This is a genomic window from Terribacillus saccharophilus (assembly GCF_046592895.1).
Classification (GTDB): domain Bacteria; phylum Bacillota; class Bacilli; order Bacillales; family Amphibacillaceae; genus Terribacillus; species Terribacillus saccharophilus_D.
Map to the genome: position 1 here is coordinate 65,290 of NZ_JAWVPU010000001.1, position 14,787 is coordinate 80,076.

Below are 14,787 nucleotides of genomic sequence, written 5' to 3' on the forward strand. Positions count from 1 at the left end.
AATGGATTTCAGCTGTCCCACTCCCTTTGATTGATACTATATACACGATTGAACAGGCAAGGAGGACTCAATCCTTCTGTAAATATTATGTAAAAGAAAGACTTACAAAGCATGTATCCTTTGTAAGTCTTTCTGCTAGATACCATTCCCTCTTAAGGGCCGGCGTTTTTCCTTATACAGTTTCAATGTGGCCACAATCAGGAAACTGACGATTACGAGTAACAGCCATGAACTTACTTTCCCAAGATGCACAAGGCTCCAAGCACCAGCTTGGTTCGGGTATTGCCACGCCTTGAAATATGTAGCGATGTTTTCCGCTATCCAGATGAAAAAGCCGATCAAGAAAAACGAAAGCGCCAGCGGCATCCGGTAACACTTGCCGTTCACCTTGTATATCACCCATGTCTTCCAAAAAACGACTAGGACAAGCCCGGATAAAATCCACCTTATATCCAGCCAAAAGTGATGTGTAAAGAAGTTTAAATAGATAACAGCCGCAAGCGGGACAGCTGCGGTGAAAGGCGGCCATTGGATCAAGTCCACCTGCAGCCGGCGCCAAGCCTGACACAAATAACTAGCCACACTGGCGTACATAAAACCGCTGTAAAGCGGTACGCCGAAAATCTTGGAATAACCTTCTTCCGGATAACTCCACGAACCCATATGGACCTTGAACAGCTCCAAACATAGCCCAATCAGATGAAACAGCGTAATCACCTTTACTTCATCACGTGTCTCAAGACCGGTTCGGAGCATGATGATCTGCATCGTGAGACAAATGATCAACAGCCAGTCATAGCGCGGAAGCAATGGCAGCGGGATGAATTGAGTCAGAGCAAGCGCTGCAAATATGACAACTGGAAATGAACATGCCATGCTCTGCTGCCAGCCAAAATGAACAAGCTGATAGAGGCTTCCAAGCAGCTTTATAGTTGAAGTGCTGCTTCCATGCACGTTAGCTTCTTTAACGAAAAATTGGTTTCTCATCTCGATTCCCTCCGCTGCACATAAAGTATGCTTACTCCGCCTCTTCGTCCAACCGGTATTCCAAAATATCGCCTGGCTGACAATCCAGCGCCTTGCAAATGGCATCCAATGTCGACACGCGGATGGCCTTTGCCTTTCCATTTTTCAGAATGGACAAGTTCGCCATCGTAATCCCCACTTTCTCAGAGAGCTCGGTCACGCTCATCTTTCTTTTGGCCAGCATTACATCAATGTTTATAATAATCGCCATGTTCTCACCTCAGACCGTCAAGTCATTTTCTGATTTTATATCGATGGCATTTTGCAAAAGCTTCTGCAGCACCGCAGCAAAGAAGGTGATCACTAACGCACCGAAGATAATGGCGGCGCCGACCAGGATCAAACCTGGCGCATCATCCCGCTCAGCGACTAGATAGATCATCGGCATAAGCAGCACATAAATAATGCTGATCAAGATGCCGCATTGCTTGATTCGTTTCAACGCTTGCACTGACAAGTCGGAAAATGCGATGTTTTTGTCAATATAGCCGAGTAAGCGGAAGGAATGATATAACGCAGCAAAGAAAGCTAAGGCTGACAGATATAGGGCAACAAGCACAAAGTACTTCAGAAATTCAGCCTCCGGATAATAATCAGCCGATCCAAATGATATGGCGGGAATGACGAAGATACATAAAGCCACCATCGGAAGAGCCATAAAGAAAACAGCAAACTTTAAAAATAGGGTTTCTCGTTTCATAAAAGCACCTCTCTTTATTTTCTTATTTATGATTCTAACCTAATATTTATCGTTTTACAATAAATTATTATTGATTAATATATAAATATTATTGTTAATTATAAATACCAATGGTGAATTACAGAGTGCGTCCCTATTTTACTGCACAAAAAAAAGACGAACTTTAAAAGTTCGTCTTCCATTTATATTCCATTTAAAAAGTTATTAACCGATGGAACCTTCCATCTCGAATTTGATCAGACGGTTCATCTCAACGGCATATTCCATTGGAAGTTCTTTCGTGAATGGCTCGATGAAGCCCATTACGATCATTTCTGTTGCTTCTTCTTCAGAGATACCACGGCTCATCAAGTAGAACAATTGCTCTTCGGATACTTTGGAAACTTTCGCTTCGTGCTCCAAAGAGATGTTTTCGTTGAAGATCTCGTTGTATGGAATCGTGTCGGAAGTGGATTTGTTATCCAGGATAAGCGTGTCACACTCGATATTGGAGCGTGCGCCGTCTGCTTTCTTACCGAAGTGAACGATTCCTCGATACGTTACTTTACCACCTTGCTTGGAGATGGATTTGGAAACAATCGTAGAAGATGTGTTTGGTGCCAAGTGGTGCATTTTTGCACCGGCATCCTGATGCTGGCCTTTACCTGCAAGTGCGATGGACAATGTCATACCGCGTGCGCCTTCACCTTTTAGGATGATGGCAGGGTATTTCATTGTAAGTTTGGAACCGATGTTACCATCGACCCATTCCATCGTACCGTTTGCATCAACAGTCGCACGTTTTGTAACCAAGTTATAAACGTTGTTCGCCCAGTTCTGGATCGTAGTGTAACGGCAGTAAGCATCTTTACCGACAAAGATCTCAACAACCGCACTGTGCAAGGAGTTCGTTGTGTACACTGGTGCTGTACAGCCTTCCACATAATGGATGGATGCATCATCATCAACGATGATCAGTGTACGCTCGAACTGTCCCATATTCTCGGAGTTGATCCGGAAATATGCTTGCAATGGGATATCCGTTTTAACGCCCTTCGGTACATAAATGAAGGATCCGCCGGACCATACTGCTGAGTTCAAAGCAGCGAATTTATTATCGGAAGCAGGAATCAACTTACCAAAGTACTCACGGAATAGATCTTCATTTTCTTTAAGAGCTGTATCCGTGTCTTTGAAGACGATACCCATTTCTTCCAAGTCTTCTTTCAAGTTGTGATAGACAACTTCGGACTCGTACTGCGCGGAAACACCAGCAAGGTATTTCTGCTCCGCTTCCGGAATACCAAGTTTATCGAATGTGTTCTTGATTTCTTCCGGTACTTCATCCCAAGAACGCTCAGAACGCTCGGAAGGTTTCACGTAATATGTGATTTCATCGAAGTCAAGCTCAGCAAGATCTCCGCCCCACTGCGGCATTGGCTTCTTATAGAACTGCTCCAAGGATTTAAGACGGAAGTCAAGCATCCATTGTGGTTCTTCTTTCATTTTAGAGATTTCTTCAACGATTCTAGGTGTCAGTCCTTTTTCCGTACGGAAAATGGAAACATCACGATCACTGAAGCCATACCGATAATCTCCAATCTCAGGCGCTTTTTTAGCCATGGTAAAACCTCCTTATAGGATTGCATCTATTTCACACGACAGTGTTCAAGTATTATTTCTTTTCGACGCCTTGCTCCATCGCCTTCCAGGCGAGTGTCGCACATTTGATGCGTGCCGGGAATTTCGCAACTCCCTGCAGCGCTTCGACATCACCGAGTTCCAAGTTGCCAGGATCAATGTCTTTCCCAAGCATCATATCGGAAAACAGGTGTGACATCCGGAGTGCATCTTCAATGGATTTGCCTTTGATGGCCTGGGTCATCATCGAAGCGGAAGACATGCTGATGGAGCAGCCTTCCCCTTCGAATTTTGCTTCCTTCACCTTGCCATCCTCCACCTGAAGCTGCAGCTGGATGCGATCCCCGCAAGTCGGGTTGTTCATGTCGACCACCAATGCGTCTCCTTCAAGCTTACCACGATTCCGCGGATGTTTATAGTGATCCATGATCACTTGGCGGTAGAGTGTATCAAGGTTATCAAAAGACATTTCCGAAAAACTCCTTCGTTTTTGTCAGTCCGCTGACAAGTTTATCGATATCGTCTTCGGTATTGTAAACGTACATGCTGGCACGGGCAGTCGCTGTGGCATTCAACCAGCGCATGAGCGGCTGTGCACAGTGATGTCCGGCACGGACAGCGATTCCTTCTGTATCGAGGGCAGTCGCGGTATCATGCGGGTGGACACCATCGATATTGAAGGTGACAACAGCAGAGCGTTTGTCTGCGGAAGGACCAAATATGGTCAATCCTTCGATTTCGCTCATACGCTCCATCGCATAGACTGTCAGCTTCTGATCATGCGCTGCAATGTCATCCATTCCGATTTCATTGAGAAAATCAATCGCGGCACCAAGACCGATCGCTCCGGCTATGATTGGTGTGCCACCTTCGAATTTCCACGGAAGTTCCTTCCACGTTGAATCATACAAGTGGACAAAATCAATCATTTCACCGCCGAATTCAACTGGCTCCATTTCTTCCAGCAGCTCCTGCTTCCCATAAAGGACACCGATCCCCGTAGGTCCGCACATCTTATGGCCGCTGAAGCAATAGAAATCGCAATCGATGTCCTGTACATCCACTTTCACATGCGGAGCGCCTTGTGCACCATCCACAAGCACGACCGCATTCTGCCGATGAGCGAGCTCGACGATTTCTTTTATTGGATTGATGGTTCCCAGCACGTTGGAGATGTGTGTGAGTGCGACGATCTTCGTTTGCGGACCGATCGATTTCTTCACATCTTCCATGTTCAGTGTTCCATCTTCATTCAGTTCAACATATTTCAATGTGGCTCCGGTCGCTTTGACCGCCTGCTGCCACGGAATGATATTGCTATGATGCTCCATCGGGGTGATGATCACTTCATCACCAGGCTCCAAGTTCGCACGGGCATAACTATGAGCAACCGTATTGATTGCTGTCGTCGTACCGCGCGTGAAAATGACTTCCTTGGTGCTTCTGGCATTGATGAACTGCTGCACCTTTTCCCTGGCACCTTCGTATTTATCCGTGGCCCGGCTTCCCAGCGTATGCACACCGCGGTGTACATTGCTGTTATCATTCCGGTAATAGGCATCCACAGCTTCCAGCACCTTTATCGGTTTGTGGGAAGTTGCAGAAGAATCCAAGTAGACCAGTGGATGTCCGTTAACCTCCTGATGAAGGATCGGGAACTGTTCCCGGATAGAGCGCGCATCCATTAGTTTACTTTCCCTTCGATTACTTGAGTCAGCTGGTTTTTAACCGTTTCGATCGGCAGCTGATTCACGACAGGGGCAAGGAAGCCATGGATGATCAGACGTTCTGCTTCATGTTTCGTGATACCGCGGCTCATCAAGTAATAAAGCTGAAGCGGATCCACTCGGCCGACAGAAGCAGCGTGTCCAGCGATAACATCATCTTCATCAATCAAAAGAATCGGGTTTGCATCCCCGCGTGCGCCTTGACTCAGCATCAAGACACGCGTCTCTTGGTTGGCGTCGGATTTGCTGGCACCATGTTCGATTTTACCGATTCCGTTGAATACAGAGCTTGCTTGTTCTTTCATGACACCATGAGACAAGATGTTACCAACGGAATTTTTACCAAAGTGGACGATATTCGTCGTGAAGTTCTGGATTTGTTTTCCGCGTCCTACAACAACACTCTTCGCATCGGATGCGGAGTTATCACCGATCAAGTTCGTGATATGCTCACTGATCGTGTTACCATCGTTCATTTGGCCGATAGCCCAATCGATGCGGGCATCACGGTAAGCAACGCCGCGGCGTTTCGCATAAACAGTCGTACCTGCTGCAAAATTATCAACCGCGCCATATGACACGTTTGCATTATCCGCAGCAATGACTTCTGTCACGACATTGGCAAATGTCGCTTGGTCCGCATTATGGGAAATGCTGTTTTCAACATATGTTACAGAGCTGTTCGCCTCGGCAACGATCAAAATGTGGTTGAAAGAAGCGACTTTGTCGTCTTCCTGCCAGAAGATCGTCTGAAGCGGCTCATCCACAACAACATTTTTCGGTACATAAACGAATACTCCGCCGTTCATCAATGCTGCATGCAGAGCAGTCAGACGGTTTTCATCGATGCTCACGGCATCCTTCATGTAATAGCGCTGCACCAAGTCAGCATGCTGCTGCATCGCTGTGAAGATATCGGTGAAGATGACGCCTTGTTCGCTCCATTTTTCGTTTAGAGCAAGATATGCTGCGCTATTGTTGCGCTGAATGTAAAGGTTCGGAGCGTTTTCCGTATCGATCAGTGCTGCCACACTTTCAGGCAAGCTGTTCAATGCACTGATTTTCTCCCCTTCGACTTCATGCACATATGTGTCGAAATCCCAGTTCTTGATCCCAGTTTTATCGGGTTTTGGCATGTCCAAAGCTTCCGATTGGGAAAGAGCTTGCTGGCGAAGTTCCTTCATCCATTCAGGCTCATTGCGGGAACTGGAAAAACGGCTGATATATTCATCGTTATATGGTTGCTTCGTTTCAACAGTCATTAGATCCCTCCTCCAGTTTACGCGTTAATCGTTTCGTCTTCGATGTTTAGCTCTTTTTTGATCCAGTCATAGCCTTCTGCTTCCAAACGCTGGGAAAGCTCGGAACCGCCAGACTTAACAACACGGCCTTGCATCATAACGTGTACGAAGTCAGGCTCGATGTAGTTTAGCAAACGCTGGTAGTGGGTAATGATTAGGCAACCGAAGTTTTCATCACGCAATTTGTTGATACCTTTTGCAACGACTTTCAATGCATCGATGTCAAGACCGGAGTCGATTTCATCAAGAATACCAATTTCAGCTTTCATCATCATCAACTGTAGGATTTCATTACGTTTTTTCTCACCGCCGGAGAAACCTTCGTTCAAGTAGCGCTGCGCCATATTTTTATCCATTTCAAGGAAGTCCATTGCTTCGTCCATTTCCTTGATGAATTTCATCAATGGAATCTCATCGCCTTCTTCGCGGCGGGCATTGATGGAAGAACGAAGGAAGTCGGCATTTGTCACACCGCTGATTTCGCTTGGATACTGCATAGCAAGGAATAGACCGGCACGTGCACGCTCGTCCACTTCCATTTCCAATACATCTTCACCGTCAAGTGTGATGCTTCCGCTAGTCACTTCGTATTTCGGATGTCCCATGATAGCGGACGCCAATGTGGATTTACCAGTACCGTTTGGTCCCATTACCGCGTGGAATTCCCCGCTTTTTATCGTAAGGTTCACACCTTTAAGAATTTCCTTATCTTCAATCGAAACATGTAGGTCTTTGATCTCTAGAACTGAACCTGCCATTAATAAACCCTCCGATAGCTGCTATAATTTATAAATTTCGATAATGTTATTTAAACACATTATCAATTTATTCTCATTCCAATCTTAAAGCATTGCGCGACCATTATCAACTTTTTTACTGGATTAAAACACAGTTTTAACATGGTCTTGTCCTATTGTATCACACTTCCATTTGAAGCCAAAAACAATGCCTTTGCTGAGAATACCAGCAAAGGCATGAGAATGCTACTTCTTATTTATCGACAGGGAGAATCGCCCCGTCATAATTCTCTTCGATGAATTGTTTGATTTCATCGGAATGGAGGACTTCCATCAGTTTTTGCAGTGCTTCATTATCCTTATCTTCGGCACGTGCAGCGACGATGTTACCATAAGGAGAGTCTGTTCCTTCAAGGATCAGCGCATCTTTTGAAGGTGTAAGACCTGCTTGCAAAGCATAGTTCGTATTGATTACCACTAGGGAGTTTTCTTCGGATTCATACATATCGGGAAGGAATGCCGGCTCACTATCCATGTTGAATTTCAAGTTTTTCGGATTTTCACCAATGTCATCCAGAGTAGCATCTACAGGCTCGACGCCTTCTTTGATCTTGATAAGTCCTGCTTCTTGGAAGATGGATAGGATACGCCCTTGTTCGGAGACGTTACGCCCCATGATTACTTCTGTACCATCTTGGATGTCTTCGACTTTCTTGATGTTTTTGGAATATACACCCATTGGTTCTAAATGAACCGCTCCCAGGCTGATCAAGTCATATCCAGTATCTTTATTGGAAGTCTCCAAGTAAGGGATGTGCTGGAAGTAGTTCGCATCCAGGTCACCGCTTTCCAAGTCATCATTTGGAAGGACATAATCCTGGTACTCTTCGATTTCAAGATTGATTCCTTCTTTTTCAAGGATTGGCTGTGCTTCTTTAAGGATTTCCGCGTGTGGTGTGCTGGAAGCACCTACTTTGATTGTTGTTTCCCCGTCGCCCGAGCCGCTGCCTGAAGAGCCGCAAGCTGCCAGGAACACCATGAGTGCTGCTGATAAAATAGCCAATAATGCCTTTTTCAATTGAATCCCTCTCCTTTATCGCTTATCTAATTTATTTGAAATCAAGTCCCCAATGAATTGGAAGACGAATACCACGATGACGATCAATAAAGTACAAATGAATACAACGTCGAACTGACGGCGCTGGAATCCATAGAAGTAAGCAAAGTCGCCTAATCCTCCTGCTCCGATGACTCCCGCTACCGCTGTAGATCCGATAAGTGCGATTGCTGTTACGGTAAGACCGGATACAAGTGCTGGTGTGGATTCTTTCAGCAATACCTTGAACATGATCGTGCTGTTCTTTGCACCCATTGCTTTGGCAGCTTCCACTACTCCGTTATCCACTTCTTTCAGTGCAATCTCGACCAAGCGCGCATAGAACGGTGCAGATCCGATGATAAGCGCAGGCAATGCAGCTTCCGGACCGCGGATCGTACCGACGATGAAATCGGTGAATGGGAATAATAGCAAAATAAGGATGATGAACGGAATCGCACGGAATACGTTGACGACCGCTGCTACGATCCAATACACGATTTTATTTTCCCACAGTTTCCCTTTACTAGTCAGGTAAAGCAATAACCCAAGGATGATACCGATGATGAATGTTCCGATCAGGGATAGGATCGTCATATAGAAAGTCTCATAGATGGCTGTGCTCAAGTCTGCAATATCTACATTCGGAAACCATTTCTCAAACAAGTTCCTGCACCTCCGCTTTTACATTTGCACTGCGGATGAAGTCCAGAGCCTTATCCACTTCCGTGTCATTCCCTACAAGCTGCAGGAACAAACTGCCGACTGCGCCGGTTTGTGTCTGCAATACATTTCCTTGCAGGATATTGATATCCACATCGAATTGTTTCGCCGTTTGGCTGACGACGGTTTGGTTGACATTTTCGCCAGAGAAGGTAAGCTTCACAATTGTCCCCGCGCCTTCTTTCAAAGCGGCTGCCGATAAGGATTCATATTGTTCGCTGCCATCCAATTGCTGGACGAAACGCTTCGTGATGGCTTGCTGCGGATTTTGGAAGACATGGGCTGCTTCGCCTTCTTCCACGATTTTCCCTGATTCCATCACGGCAACACGATGGCAGATCTTGCGGATGACGTTCATCTCATGCGTGATCAAGACGATGGTCAGGCCGAGGCGTTTGTTGATGTCGACGAGCAAGTCAAGGATGGAATCCGTCGTTTCGGGATCCAGTGCTGAAGTTGCTTCATCACAAAGCAGTACCTTCGGATCATTGGCCAATGCCCTTGCAATACCGACCCGCTGCTTTTGACCACCACTCAGTTGGGATGGATAAGCGTACTCGCGCCCTTTCAAGCCGACAAGCTCTATCAAACGGTCCACTTTCGCTTTCCTTTCTTTCTTCGGCACTCCTGCGATTTCGAGCGGAAAAGCGATATTCTGGTGCACGGTACGGGACCATAATAAGTTGAAGTGCTGGAAGATCATGCCGATTTCCTGCCTGGCAAGACGAAGCTCGTTTTTACGCTGTTTCACGATGTCTTTGCCGTTTATGATGATTTCACCGGCTGACGGATCCTCGAGACGGTTCAATAAACGGACGAAAGTACTCTTTCCGGCTCCGCTGTAACCGATCACGCCGAAGATTTCACCAGAATCGATAGTCAAATCTAGCTGATCGACCGCCGTAATATTCTGTTTTTTTGTATGATAAATTTTGGAGAGGTTTTTGATGGTGATCATATTCCGCTCCTCCTTCCACTTGCTGTATTGCAAACATAAAAAAAGCGCCTTTTGTCCAGAGAACAAAAAGACGCTTTTGTGTGCGAAAATTGTTCTCTCATCTGTACAGGTTTCCCTGCAGGAATTGGCACCATACAGGTAAACCTGTGGTTGCCGGGCTTCATCGGGCCAGTCCCTCCGCCACTCTTGATAAGAGTTTTATATATGATTGCTAAAAAGGAGTTTAGCACTAGTACAAAGTTCTGTCAACATATATTACTACCTTCCTCGGGCGCCAAGGTATAATAGTGCTTCCACTAGAAGAATATGCTGGTAATCACCTTCCACAACCTGGTTGTCGCTAATGTTGCGCAGCTGTATTTCACCCTTCAGCAGCTGATGAAGGGTATGTTCATCTGTCCGGATATGCAAAAAGCCATAAGGCCTGGAAGCAGGCGTCGTCAGGCTGCTTTTATCGATATACAAGTCGAAATGGTCATCTTCCCATTCGATGAAGACCTTGAGGCGTTTATCATTGCATAAAGGCAGCAAGTCCTCTCTTTTTTCGATTTGCTGTTTGAAGTGTTTCAATTCTTTGATGATCATTCCGCCATTCCCCCTTGCTTTCTATTTAGCGCAAGGGATGTGTTTTTCCTGCAAGAAAAACAGCTTTCCAATAGGAAAGCTGCTTAATCACCCAGCGTTTTCGCCAGCATATGCTGAACAGAATGAAACGCATATATTTTTTCCTGAACTTTCCCTTGTTTGAAAGTGATCAGACAAGGTACGCTTTCAATCTGGTTTTCCTGCATGAAATCAGGGAATAGCGAAGCATTCAGTTTGTGATAATACTCTTGGCCCATGACAGTTTCCACTGTAAGCAGCATTTTTTCTGCAAGCTGGCATGTGCCGCAAAATGGCGTGTGCACGAATATCCTTGCCTGCTCCTGGTTTGTTACTGCTTGGACCTCTGATTCGATGATATTGATAATTCATCCCTTCTTTCTTCAGACAAGGAAGAATGGATGCACCATGATACTTCTGCTAAGCAGAGCTGTAGCCAATTCAGGTGCCGGGGTCGCCGCTACCTCTCGATAGGTTCTGTCTACGTAAATATGCTGTGCATGCGGAAGCTCCCTGGCAAGCTGTTTCCTCAGCTTATGTCCTGCGCTGTCCTCATCCACCATGATATATACTTGCTTGTGATCCAAGTCATAGTCATACAACAGTTGTTCCAGCCGCTCGATTCCCAACGTACCATTGGTGCAGACGATCGTTACTTCCTCATCAATGATCTTCTTGATCTGCTCTTTATCCGAGCGCCCTTCCACAATAATGACTTTTTCCTCATCACCCATACTGGCATCACCTATTCTGATCGATATTTGATTGCTTCCTTGCCCGTGCTCCGAAAAAAGGCAGCTTAGCAATGACGCTTGCCATAGTATATGAAAAGAAATCGCTGCCCTTGCCTATCAAGGCTTCAAAAATTAATCCTCTTTGGTTCTTGCTTCGTAATCCTCTGCAGAAAGCAAATCATCATATGCTGCTTCATCACTTGTTTCCAATACGATCATCCATGCTTTCTCGTATGGGGATTCATTTACAAATTCAGGGCTGTCATCCAAGTCTTCGTTCACAGCCACGACTTTACCGCTTATGGGAGCATACAGCTCGGAAACTGTTTTTACAGATTCGACGCTGCCGAATGGCTCGTCCGCTTTTAATTCGTCACCGACGGATGGAAGCTCGACAAATACGATATCCCCAAGTTCATCCTGGGCGAAATCGGTGATACCGATACGGTATTGATTGCCTTCTTCTTTTTTGATCCATTCATGTTCTTCTGTATAACGTAGATCTTTCGGTAAGTTGCTCATTATTATTCCTCCACCTATTTTCTACAAGAATAGCTAACATATTTACTATAAGAGGTAATACATAAAATTACCACCGATTCAGCTTAATTCGAAGCTGTTGCCGCGGCATAAGTTTCGGGTTTGAATCCAACAGCTGCATTTCTATCCCCGATCAAAAGCGGGCGCTTGATCAGCATGCCGTTTCCGGACAGCCACGCTTTGAGCTGCGTTTCATCGGCATCTTTGATTTTTTCTTTATAGCCGCCCTCACGATACACTTTCCCGCTTGTATTGAACAGTTTCGTAAGTGCCAGTCCGCTCTTATCCGCCGCTTCTTGCAGCACTTCAGGACTTGGCGGAGTTTCTACGATATGTATTGCTTCATAAGCTACTCCATTTTCATCGAGCCATTTTTTTGCTTTTTTGCATGTGCTGCAATTCGGGTACCAATAAAATCGGAACATACCAATCCCCTACCTTTCTTACAGCTATTTTAGCATAGTCATCCGCATCTTACGCACAGAATAATCGATGCGATACCGGGCAGTATAAAAAGGAAAAAGGAGGGATTCCATGTCGATGGATAATACAAATGATATCATGCTGCAGCCGCCGGAAATGATTTCTGAAAAGGACTTGCTGTACTTGGCCGACATGCTCAACTGGAACTTGAATGCAGCCAAAAAAGCACAGCATGCCGCAGGGGAGTTACAGCTGACAGATGCGCAGGAAGCCCTGCATTCCGTCGGTCAGATGCATCAGCGCCATTACGATATGCTGCTGGAGCATTTACAGACGAAACCGCTCAATTAAGGAGGAGAAACATGCCTGAGAACGAAAAGATCCAAAATCCCAAGACAGCAGTACCGACGACACAGAACATGAATGACCGTGATCATGTAACGGATTTACTTGCAACTGAAAAATATATGACAGCTTCCTATAGCACTGCTTTGAATGAAATGAGCAACCAGTCACTATATGAAACAGTGGCTCGCATTTTCAAGGAATCACAGGATGCACAGCGTAATTTGTATAATCTGATGTTCCAGCACGGCTGGTACAGCCTGGAACAAGCGCAGCAGCAAAAAGTGGATCAAACTTTCCAGCAATTCAGCAAGATGCGCCAGGAACTTCCTTATACATGAACCGAAAGGACAATCAGCAGCTGATTGTCCTTTTTCCTGCGAATCTAAAAAAATCATTGACGGGAGACGTGCAAGTCTGTAATATACTTGCATGTGCAACTATTTGGAAGGAGCAGATCATGAACAGGACACAGGACGAATTGGGACTGATCTTATCCCGGACATACCTATCCTTGAAACGTGAAACTTCCCGGATGCTTCAGCAGTTTGATTTGACACCAGAGCAGTTATCGCTGGTCGCTGAATTGACCAAGCAGGATAATATCACGCAAAAAGAGCTTGCTGATTTAACGGAGAGAGAACAGACTACCGTTACGAAGATCATCGATAAGCTTGTCAAAAAGGGACTGGTCACCCGCGGACATGACCCGCATGACAGAAGGGCGATCCGCTTGAAGATCACAGCAGACGGCCGGGATTTGGTCGAAACGATCAAACCGAAGCTCAAGGAAGTCGAAAATCATGCTTACCAGGGTTTCCAAGAAAGTGATATTGAATTGCTGCATAATCTGATTCATAAGCTGTATCAGAACTTGCAGTGATTTTTTTCTTCAAATACATGCATGTGCAATTATTATAGAATGGAGTTTTTAATTTTGCGTTTACAACCTTTACGGGAAATGTTCAAAATCCCAAATACGAAAGTCGGCATTGCTTTTGCCATCATTGTTCCACTACTCTTTTCCATCATCTGGCTCACCGGTTATCACGATGCGACAACACATCTGGATCGCCTACAGGTGGCTGTCGTCAATGAAGATGGTGAACAAGCAACTGGATTGGCAGAACAAATGATGAACAACATGCCATTCGATGCGGAACTAGCTTCATATGATGAGGCTCAAGAACAGCTGGATAACAACGACATCACGATGCTTGTTGTCATTCCGAAAGCTTTCACAGAAAACTTGGCCAAACAGAATGACACATCTTTGCAATTCCATATGAACAGCTCTAACTCACAAGTTGCTATATCGGCAGCTGAAAGCATTGCACGACAAATGACAGCTGGCATTGCTGGCTCTCATGTACAAGCTGATATCATCAAAGAAAACCAAATCGGAAACTTTGCCACTTCGATGGTTCCGATGATTATGGGCTTCATCGTATTCATCGCGGTCATGACAATGAATATCCAAATGAATATCGTGACGCAAATCGTGAATCGCAAGTTCGGCAAATGGCAAGTCTTTTGGAACAAACAGCTGCTTTTGCTGATCATCGGAGTCGTTACTTCGACCATCATCGTTACCATTCATTACTTTGCCAATGATACAGCAGCTTCTTATATGCAGCTATGGAGCTACGAGCTGCTTGTCGTGTTTGCATGCATCTGCTTCACACAGATGAGCTTCACCATTTTCGGCAATGCCGGTGCCTTGGTGAATGTGGCAATGATACCTTTCCAGCTGATGGCAGCCGGAAATATCATCCCGACCGATCTTTTGTCTCCAGTATTCCGTGTGATTGGAGCGGTGCTTCCAGCTTCCAATGGGGTGCAAGGCTTCAGCCAGCTCATTTATTCCGGACACAGTGTTCCTTCAGCAGTCCTTCATTTAAGCTTGATTCTAGTGATCACATTCTTGCTTACTTGTCTGGCATTGGCACTGAAAAAACAGCAGCCGATTCAATACGTCAAAAAAGACGAAAAAGCTGCCGCAGTATAAAAAATGGACCTCCGCTCACGAAAGCGGAGGTCCATTTTCTTATATCGCTACATCATAGCCTTGTTCTTCAATCGCTTCTTTCATTTCTTCCTTCGTTACAAGCGCGTCATCATAAGCAACATCCACTTTTCCGCTGGCAAGGTCCACTTCCACTCCCTGGATTCCTTCCAGTTCGCTTAGGGCTCCCTTTACCGCTTTCTCACAATGTCCGCAAGTCATACCATTTACTTGAATTGTCATATCCAT

General features: G+C 45.5%; 21 protein-coding genes and 1 riboswitch. Of the genes, 4 read left to right on the forward strand and 17 right to left on the reverse strand.

Annotated elements, in window-relative coordinates; all coding sequences use genetic code 11:
* Positions 1 to 135: 135 nt before the first annotated feature.
* The 16 genes from SFC66_RS00345 to SFC66_RS00420 all read right to left on the reverse strand — a co-directional run bounded on the left by SFC66_RS00345 (position 136) and on the right by SFC66_RS00420 (position 12,190).
* Entirely contained in the window at positions 136 to 987 is an 852-nt protein-coding gene (locus SFC66_RS00345; protein ID WP_411216720.1) for a DUF817 domain-containing protein, read from the reverse strand.
* 31 nt (positions 988 to 1,018) lie between these two features.
* On the reverse strand, positions 1,019 to 1,237 hold the full coding sequence (locus tag SFC66_RS00350; RefSeq protein ID WP_411216721.1) for a helix-turn-helix domain-containing protein: 219 nt from the start codon (positions 1,235 to 1,237) through the stop codon (positions 1,019 to 1,021).
* 9 nt (positions 1,238 to 1,246) lie between these two features.
* Positions 1,247 to 1,726 (reverse strand): DUF2975 domain-containing protein, encoded by a 480-nt coding sequence (locus SFC66_RS00355; protein WP_411216722.1) that lies wholly within the window; start codon positions 1,724 to 1,726, stop codon positions 1,247 to 1,249.
* 204 nt (positions 1,727 to 1,930) lie between these two features.
* Positions 1,931 to 3,328: a Fe-S cluster assembly protein SufB gene (gene sufB / locus SFC66_RS00360; RefSeq protein WP_411216723.1), complete on the reverse strand. Its 1,398-nt coding sequence runs from the start codon at positions 3,326 to 3,328 to the stop codon at positions 1,931 to 1,933.
* A 52-nt stretch (positions 3,329 to 3,380) separates the two neighbouring features.
* Positions 3,381 to 3,815, reverse strand: coding sequence for a Fe-S cluster assembly sulfur transfer protein SufU (sufU, locus tag SFC66_RS00365; RefSeq protein ID WP_411216724.1), 435 nt, complete (start codon positions 3,813 to 3,815; stop codon positions 3,381 to 3,383).
* On the reverse strand, positions 3,805 to 5,031 hold the full coding sequence (locus tag SFC66_RS00370) for a cysteine desulfurase (protein WP_411216725.1): 1,227 nt from the start codon (positions 5,029 to 5,031) through the stop codon (positions 3,805 to 3,807). The genes sufU and SFC66_RS00370 overlap by 11 nt, the downstream gene beginning before the upstream one ends.
* On the reverse strand, positions 5,031 to 6,335 hold the full coding sequence (sufD, locus tag SFC66_RS00375) for a Fe-S cluster assembly protein SufD (RefSeq protein ID WP_411216726.1): 1,305 nt from the start codon (positions 6,333 to 6,335) through the stop codon (positions 5,031 to 5,033). Before sufD ends, SFC66_RS00370 begins: the two co-directional genes overlap by 1 nt.
* A gap of 17 nt (positions 6,336 to 6,352) precedes the next feature.
* Positions 6,353 to 7,132 carry a Fe-S cluster assembly ATPase SufC gene (sufC, locus tag SFC66_RS00380; protein WP_411216727.1) on the reverse strand — a complete coding sequence of 260 codons (780 nt, stop codon included), beginning with the start codon at positions 7,130 to 7,132 and terminating at the stop codon, positions 6,353 to 6,355.
* Positions 7,133 to 7,364: 232 nt separating this feature from the next.
* A complete protein-coding gene (locus SFC66_RS00385) occupies positions 7,365 to 8,189 on the reverse strand; it encodes a MetQ/NlpA family ABC transporter substrate-binding protein (protein WP_411216728.1) in 825 nt (274 codons plus the stop codon).
* A 15-nt stretch (positions 8,190 to 8,204) separates the two neighbouring features.
* Positions 8,205 to 8,873, reverse strand: coding sequence for a methionine ABC transporter permease (locus SFC66_RS00390; protein ID WP_411216729.1), 669 nt, complete (start codon positions 8,871 to 8,873; stop codon positions 8,205 to 8,207).
* The gene (locus SFC66_RS00395; RefSeq protein WP_411216730.1) at positions 8,866 to 9,888 is read right to left on the reverse strand and encodes a methionine ABC transporter ATP-binding protein; all 1,023 of its coding nucleotides are present in this window, start codon (positions 9,886 to 9,888) and stop codon (positions 8,866 to 8,868) included. Before SFC66_RS00395 ends, SFC66_RS00390 begins: the two co-directional genes overlap by 8 nt.
* Before the next feature lie 94 nt (positions 9,889 to 9,982).
* Positions 9,983 to 10,084, reverse strand: a riboswitch (SAM riboswitch).
* A 62-nt stretch (positions 10,085 to 10,146) separates the two neighbouring features.
* On the reverse strand, positions 10,147 to 10,473 hold the full coding sequence (locus SFC66_RS00400; protein WP_411216731.1) for a hypothetical protein: 327 nt from the start codon (positions 10,471 to 10,473) through the stop codon (positions 10,147 to 10,149).
* An 83-nt stretch (positions 10,474 to 10,556) separates the two neighbouring features.
* On the reverse strand, positions 10,557 to 10,859 hold the full coding sequence (locus SFC66_RS00405) for a thioredoxin family protein (RefSeq protein ID WP_411217721.1): 303 nt from the start codon (positions 10,857 to 10,859) through the stop codon (positions 10,557 to 10,559).
* Positions 10,860 to 10,874: 15 nt separating this feature from the next.
* The gene (locus SFC66_RS00410) at positions 10,875 to 11,225 is read right to left on the reverse strand and encodes a toprim domain-containing protein (protein ID WP_411216732.1); all 351 of its coding nucleotides are present in this window, start codon (positions 11,223 to 11,225) and stop codon (positions 10,875 to 10,877) included.
* A gap of 132 nt (positions 11,226 to 11,357) precedes the next feature.
* Positions 11,358 to 11,747: a glycine cleavage system protein GcvH gene (gene gcvH, locus SFC66_RS00415; RefSeq protein ID WP_411216733.1), complete on the reverse strand. Its 390-nt coding sequence runs from the start codon at positions 11,745 to 11,747 to the stop codon at positions 11,358 to 11,360.
* 83 nt (positions 11,748 to 11,830) lie between these two features.
* Entirely contained in the window at positions 11,831 to 12,190 is a 360-nt protein-coding gene (locus tag SFC66_RS00420; RefSeq protein WP_411216734.1) for an arsenate reductase family protein, read from the reverse strand.
* Between the two features lie 109 nt (positions 12,191 to 12,299).
* Here SFC66_RS00420 and SFC66_RS00425 point away from each other — a divergent pair, with 109 nt between their 5' ends.
* From SFC66_RS00425 to SFC66_RS00440, 4 genes are all read left to right on the forward strand, one after another.
* Positions 12,300 to 12,539 (forward strand): hypothetical protein, encoded by a 240-nt coding sequence (locus SFC66_RS00425; RefSeq protein ID WP_411216735.1) that lies wholly within the window; start codon positions 12,300 to 12,302, stop codon positions 12,537 to 12,539.
* A gap of 11 nt (positions 12,540 to 12,550) precedes the next feature.
* Positions 12,551 to 12,874: a spore coat protein gene (locus SFC66_RS00430; RefSeq protein ID WP_411216736.1), complete on the forward strand. Its 324-nt coding sequence runs from the start codon at positions 12,551 to 12,553 to the stop codon at positions 12,872 to 12,874.
* A 119-nt stretch (positions 12,875 to 12,993) separates the two neighbouring features.
* Positions 12,994 to 13,416 (forward strand): MarR family winged helix-turn-helix transcriptional regulator, encoded by a 423-nt coding sequence (locus SFC66_RS00435; RefSeq protein ID WP_411216737.1) that lies wholly within the window; start codon positions 12,994 to 12,996, stop codon positions 13,414 to 13,416.
* A 54-nt stretch (positions 13,417 to 13,470) separates the two neighbouring features.
* Complete coding sequence (locus tag SFC66_RS00440; protein ID WP_411216738.1) at positions 13,471 to 14,541, forward strand: YhgE/Pip domain-containing protein; 1,071 nt, start codon at positions 13,471 to 13,473, stop codon at positions 14,539 to 14,541.
* Positions 14,542 to 14,580: 39 nt separating this feature from the next.
* Here SFC66_RS00440 and copZ read toward each other — a convergent pair whose 3' ends face one another.
* Positions 14,581 to 14,787, reverse strand: coding sequence for a copper chaperone CopZ (gene copZ, locus SFC66_RS00445; RefSeq protein WP_411216739.1), 207 nt, complete (start codon positions 14,785 to 14,787; stop codon positions 14,581 to 14,583).

Coding starts and splice junctions, on each gene's coding strand:
- SFC66_RS00355 (WP_411216722.1), bottom strand. CDS start 1,726: ATGAAACGAGAAACCCTATTTTTAAAGTTTGCTGTTTTCTTTATGGCT.
- SFC66_RS00410 (WP_411216732.1), bottom strand. CDS start 11,225: ATGGGTGATGAGGAAAAAGTCATTATTGTGGAAGGGCGCTCGGATAAA.
- SFC66_RS00350 (WP_411216721.1), bottom strand. CDS start 1,237: ATGGCGATTATTATAAACATTGATGTAATGCTGGCCAAAAGAAAGATG.
- gcvH (WP_411216733.1), bottom strand. CDS start 11,747: ATGAGCAACTTACCGAAAGATCTACGTTATACAGAAGAACATGAATGG.
- SFC66_RS00370 (WP_411216725.1), bottom strand. CDS start 5,031: ATGGATGCGCGCTCTATCCGGGAACAGTTCCCGATCCTTCATCAGGAG.
- SFC66_RS00425 (WP_411216735.1), top strand. CDS start 12,300: ATGTCGATGGATAATACAAATGATATCATGCTGCAGCCGCCGGAAATG.
- SFC66_RS00400 (WP_411216731.1), bottom strand. CDS start 10,473: ATGATCATCAAAGAATTGAAACACTTCAAACAGCAAATCGAAAAAAGA.
- sufU (WP_411216724.1), bottom strand. CDS start 3,815: ATGTCTTTTGATAACCTTGATACACTCTACCGCCAAGTGATCATGGAT.
- sufD (WP_411216726.1), bottom strand. CDS start 6,335: ATGACTGTTGAAACGAAGCAACCATATAACGATGAATATATCAGCCGT.
- sufB (WP_411216723.1), bottom strand. CDS start 3,328: ATGGCTAAAAAAGCGCCTGAGATTGGAGATTATCGGTATGGCTTCAGT.
- SFC66_RS00435 (WP_411216737.1), top strand. CDS start 12,994: ATGAACAGGACACAGGACGAATTGGGACTGATCTTATCCCGGACATAC.
- SFC66_RS00420 (WP_411216734.1), bottom strand. CDS start 12,190: ATGTTCCGATTTTATTGGTACCCGAATTGCAGCACATGCAAAAAAGCA.
- copZ (WP_411216739.1), bottom strand. CDS start 14,787: ATGGATATGACAATTCAAGTAAATGGTATGACTTGCGGACATTGTGAG.
- SFC66_RS00395 (WP_411216730.1), bottom strand. CDS start 9,888: ATGATCACCATCAAAAACCTCTCCAAAATTTATCATACAAAAAAACAG.
- SFC66_RS00345 (WP_411216720.1), bottom strand. CDS start 987: ATGAGAAACCAATTTTTCGTTAAAGAAGCTAACGTGCATGGAAGCAGC.
- sufC (WP_411216727.1), bottom strand. CDS start 7,132: ATGGCAGGTTCAGTTCTAGAGATCAAAGACCTACATGTTTCGATTGAA.
- SFC66_RS00430 (WP_411216736.1), top strand. CDS start 12,551: ATGCCTGAGAACGAAAAGATCCAAAATCCCAAGACAGCAGTACCGACG.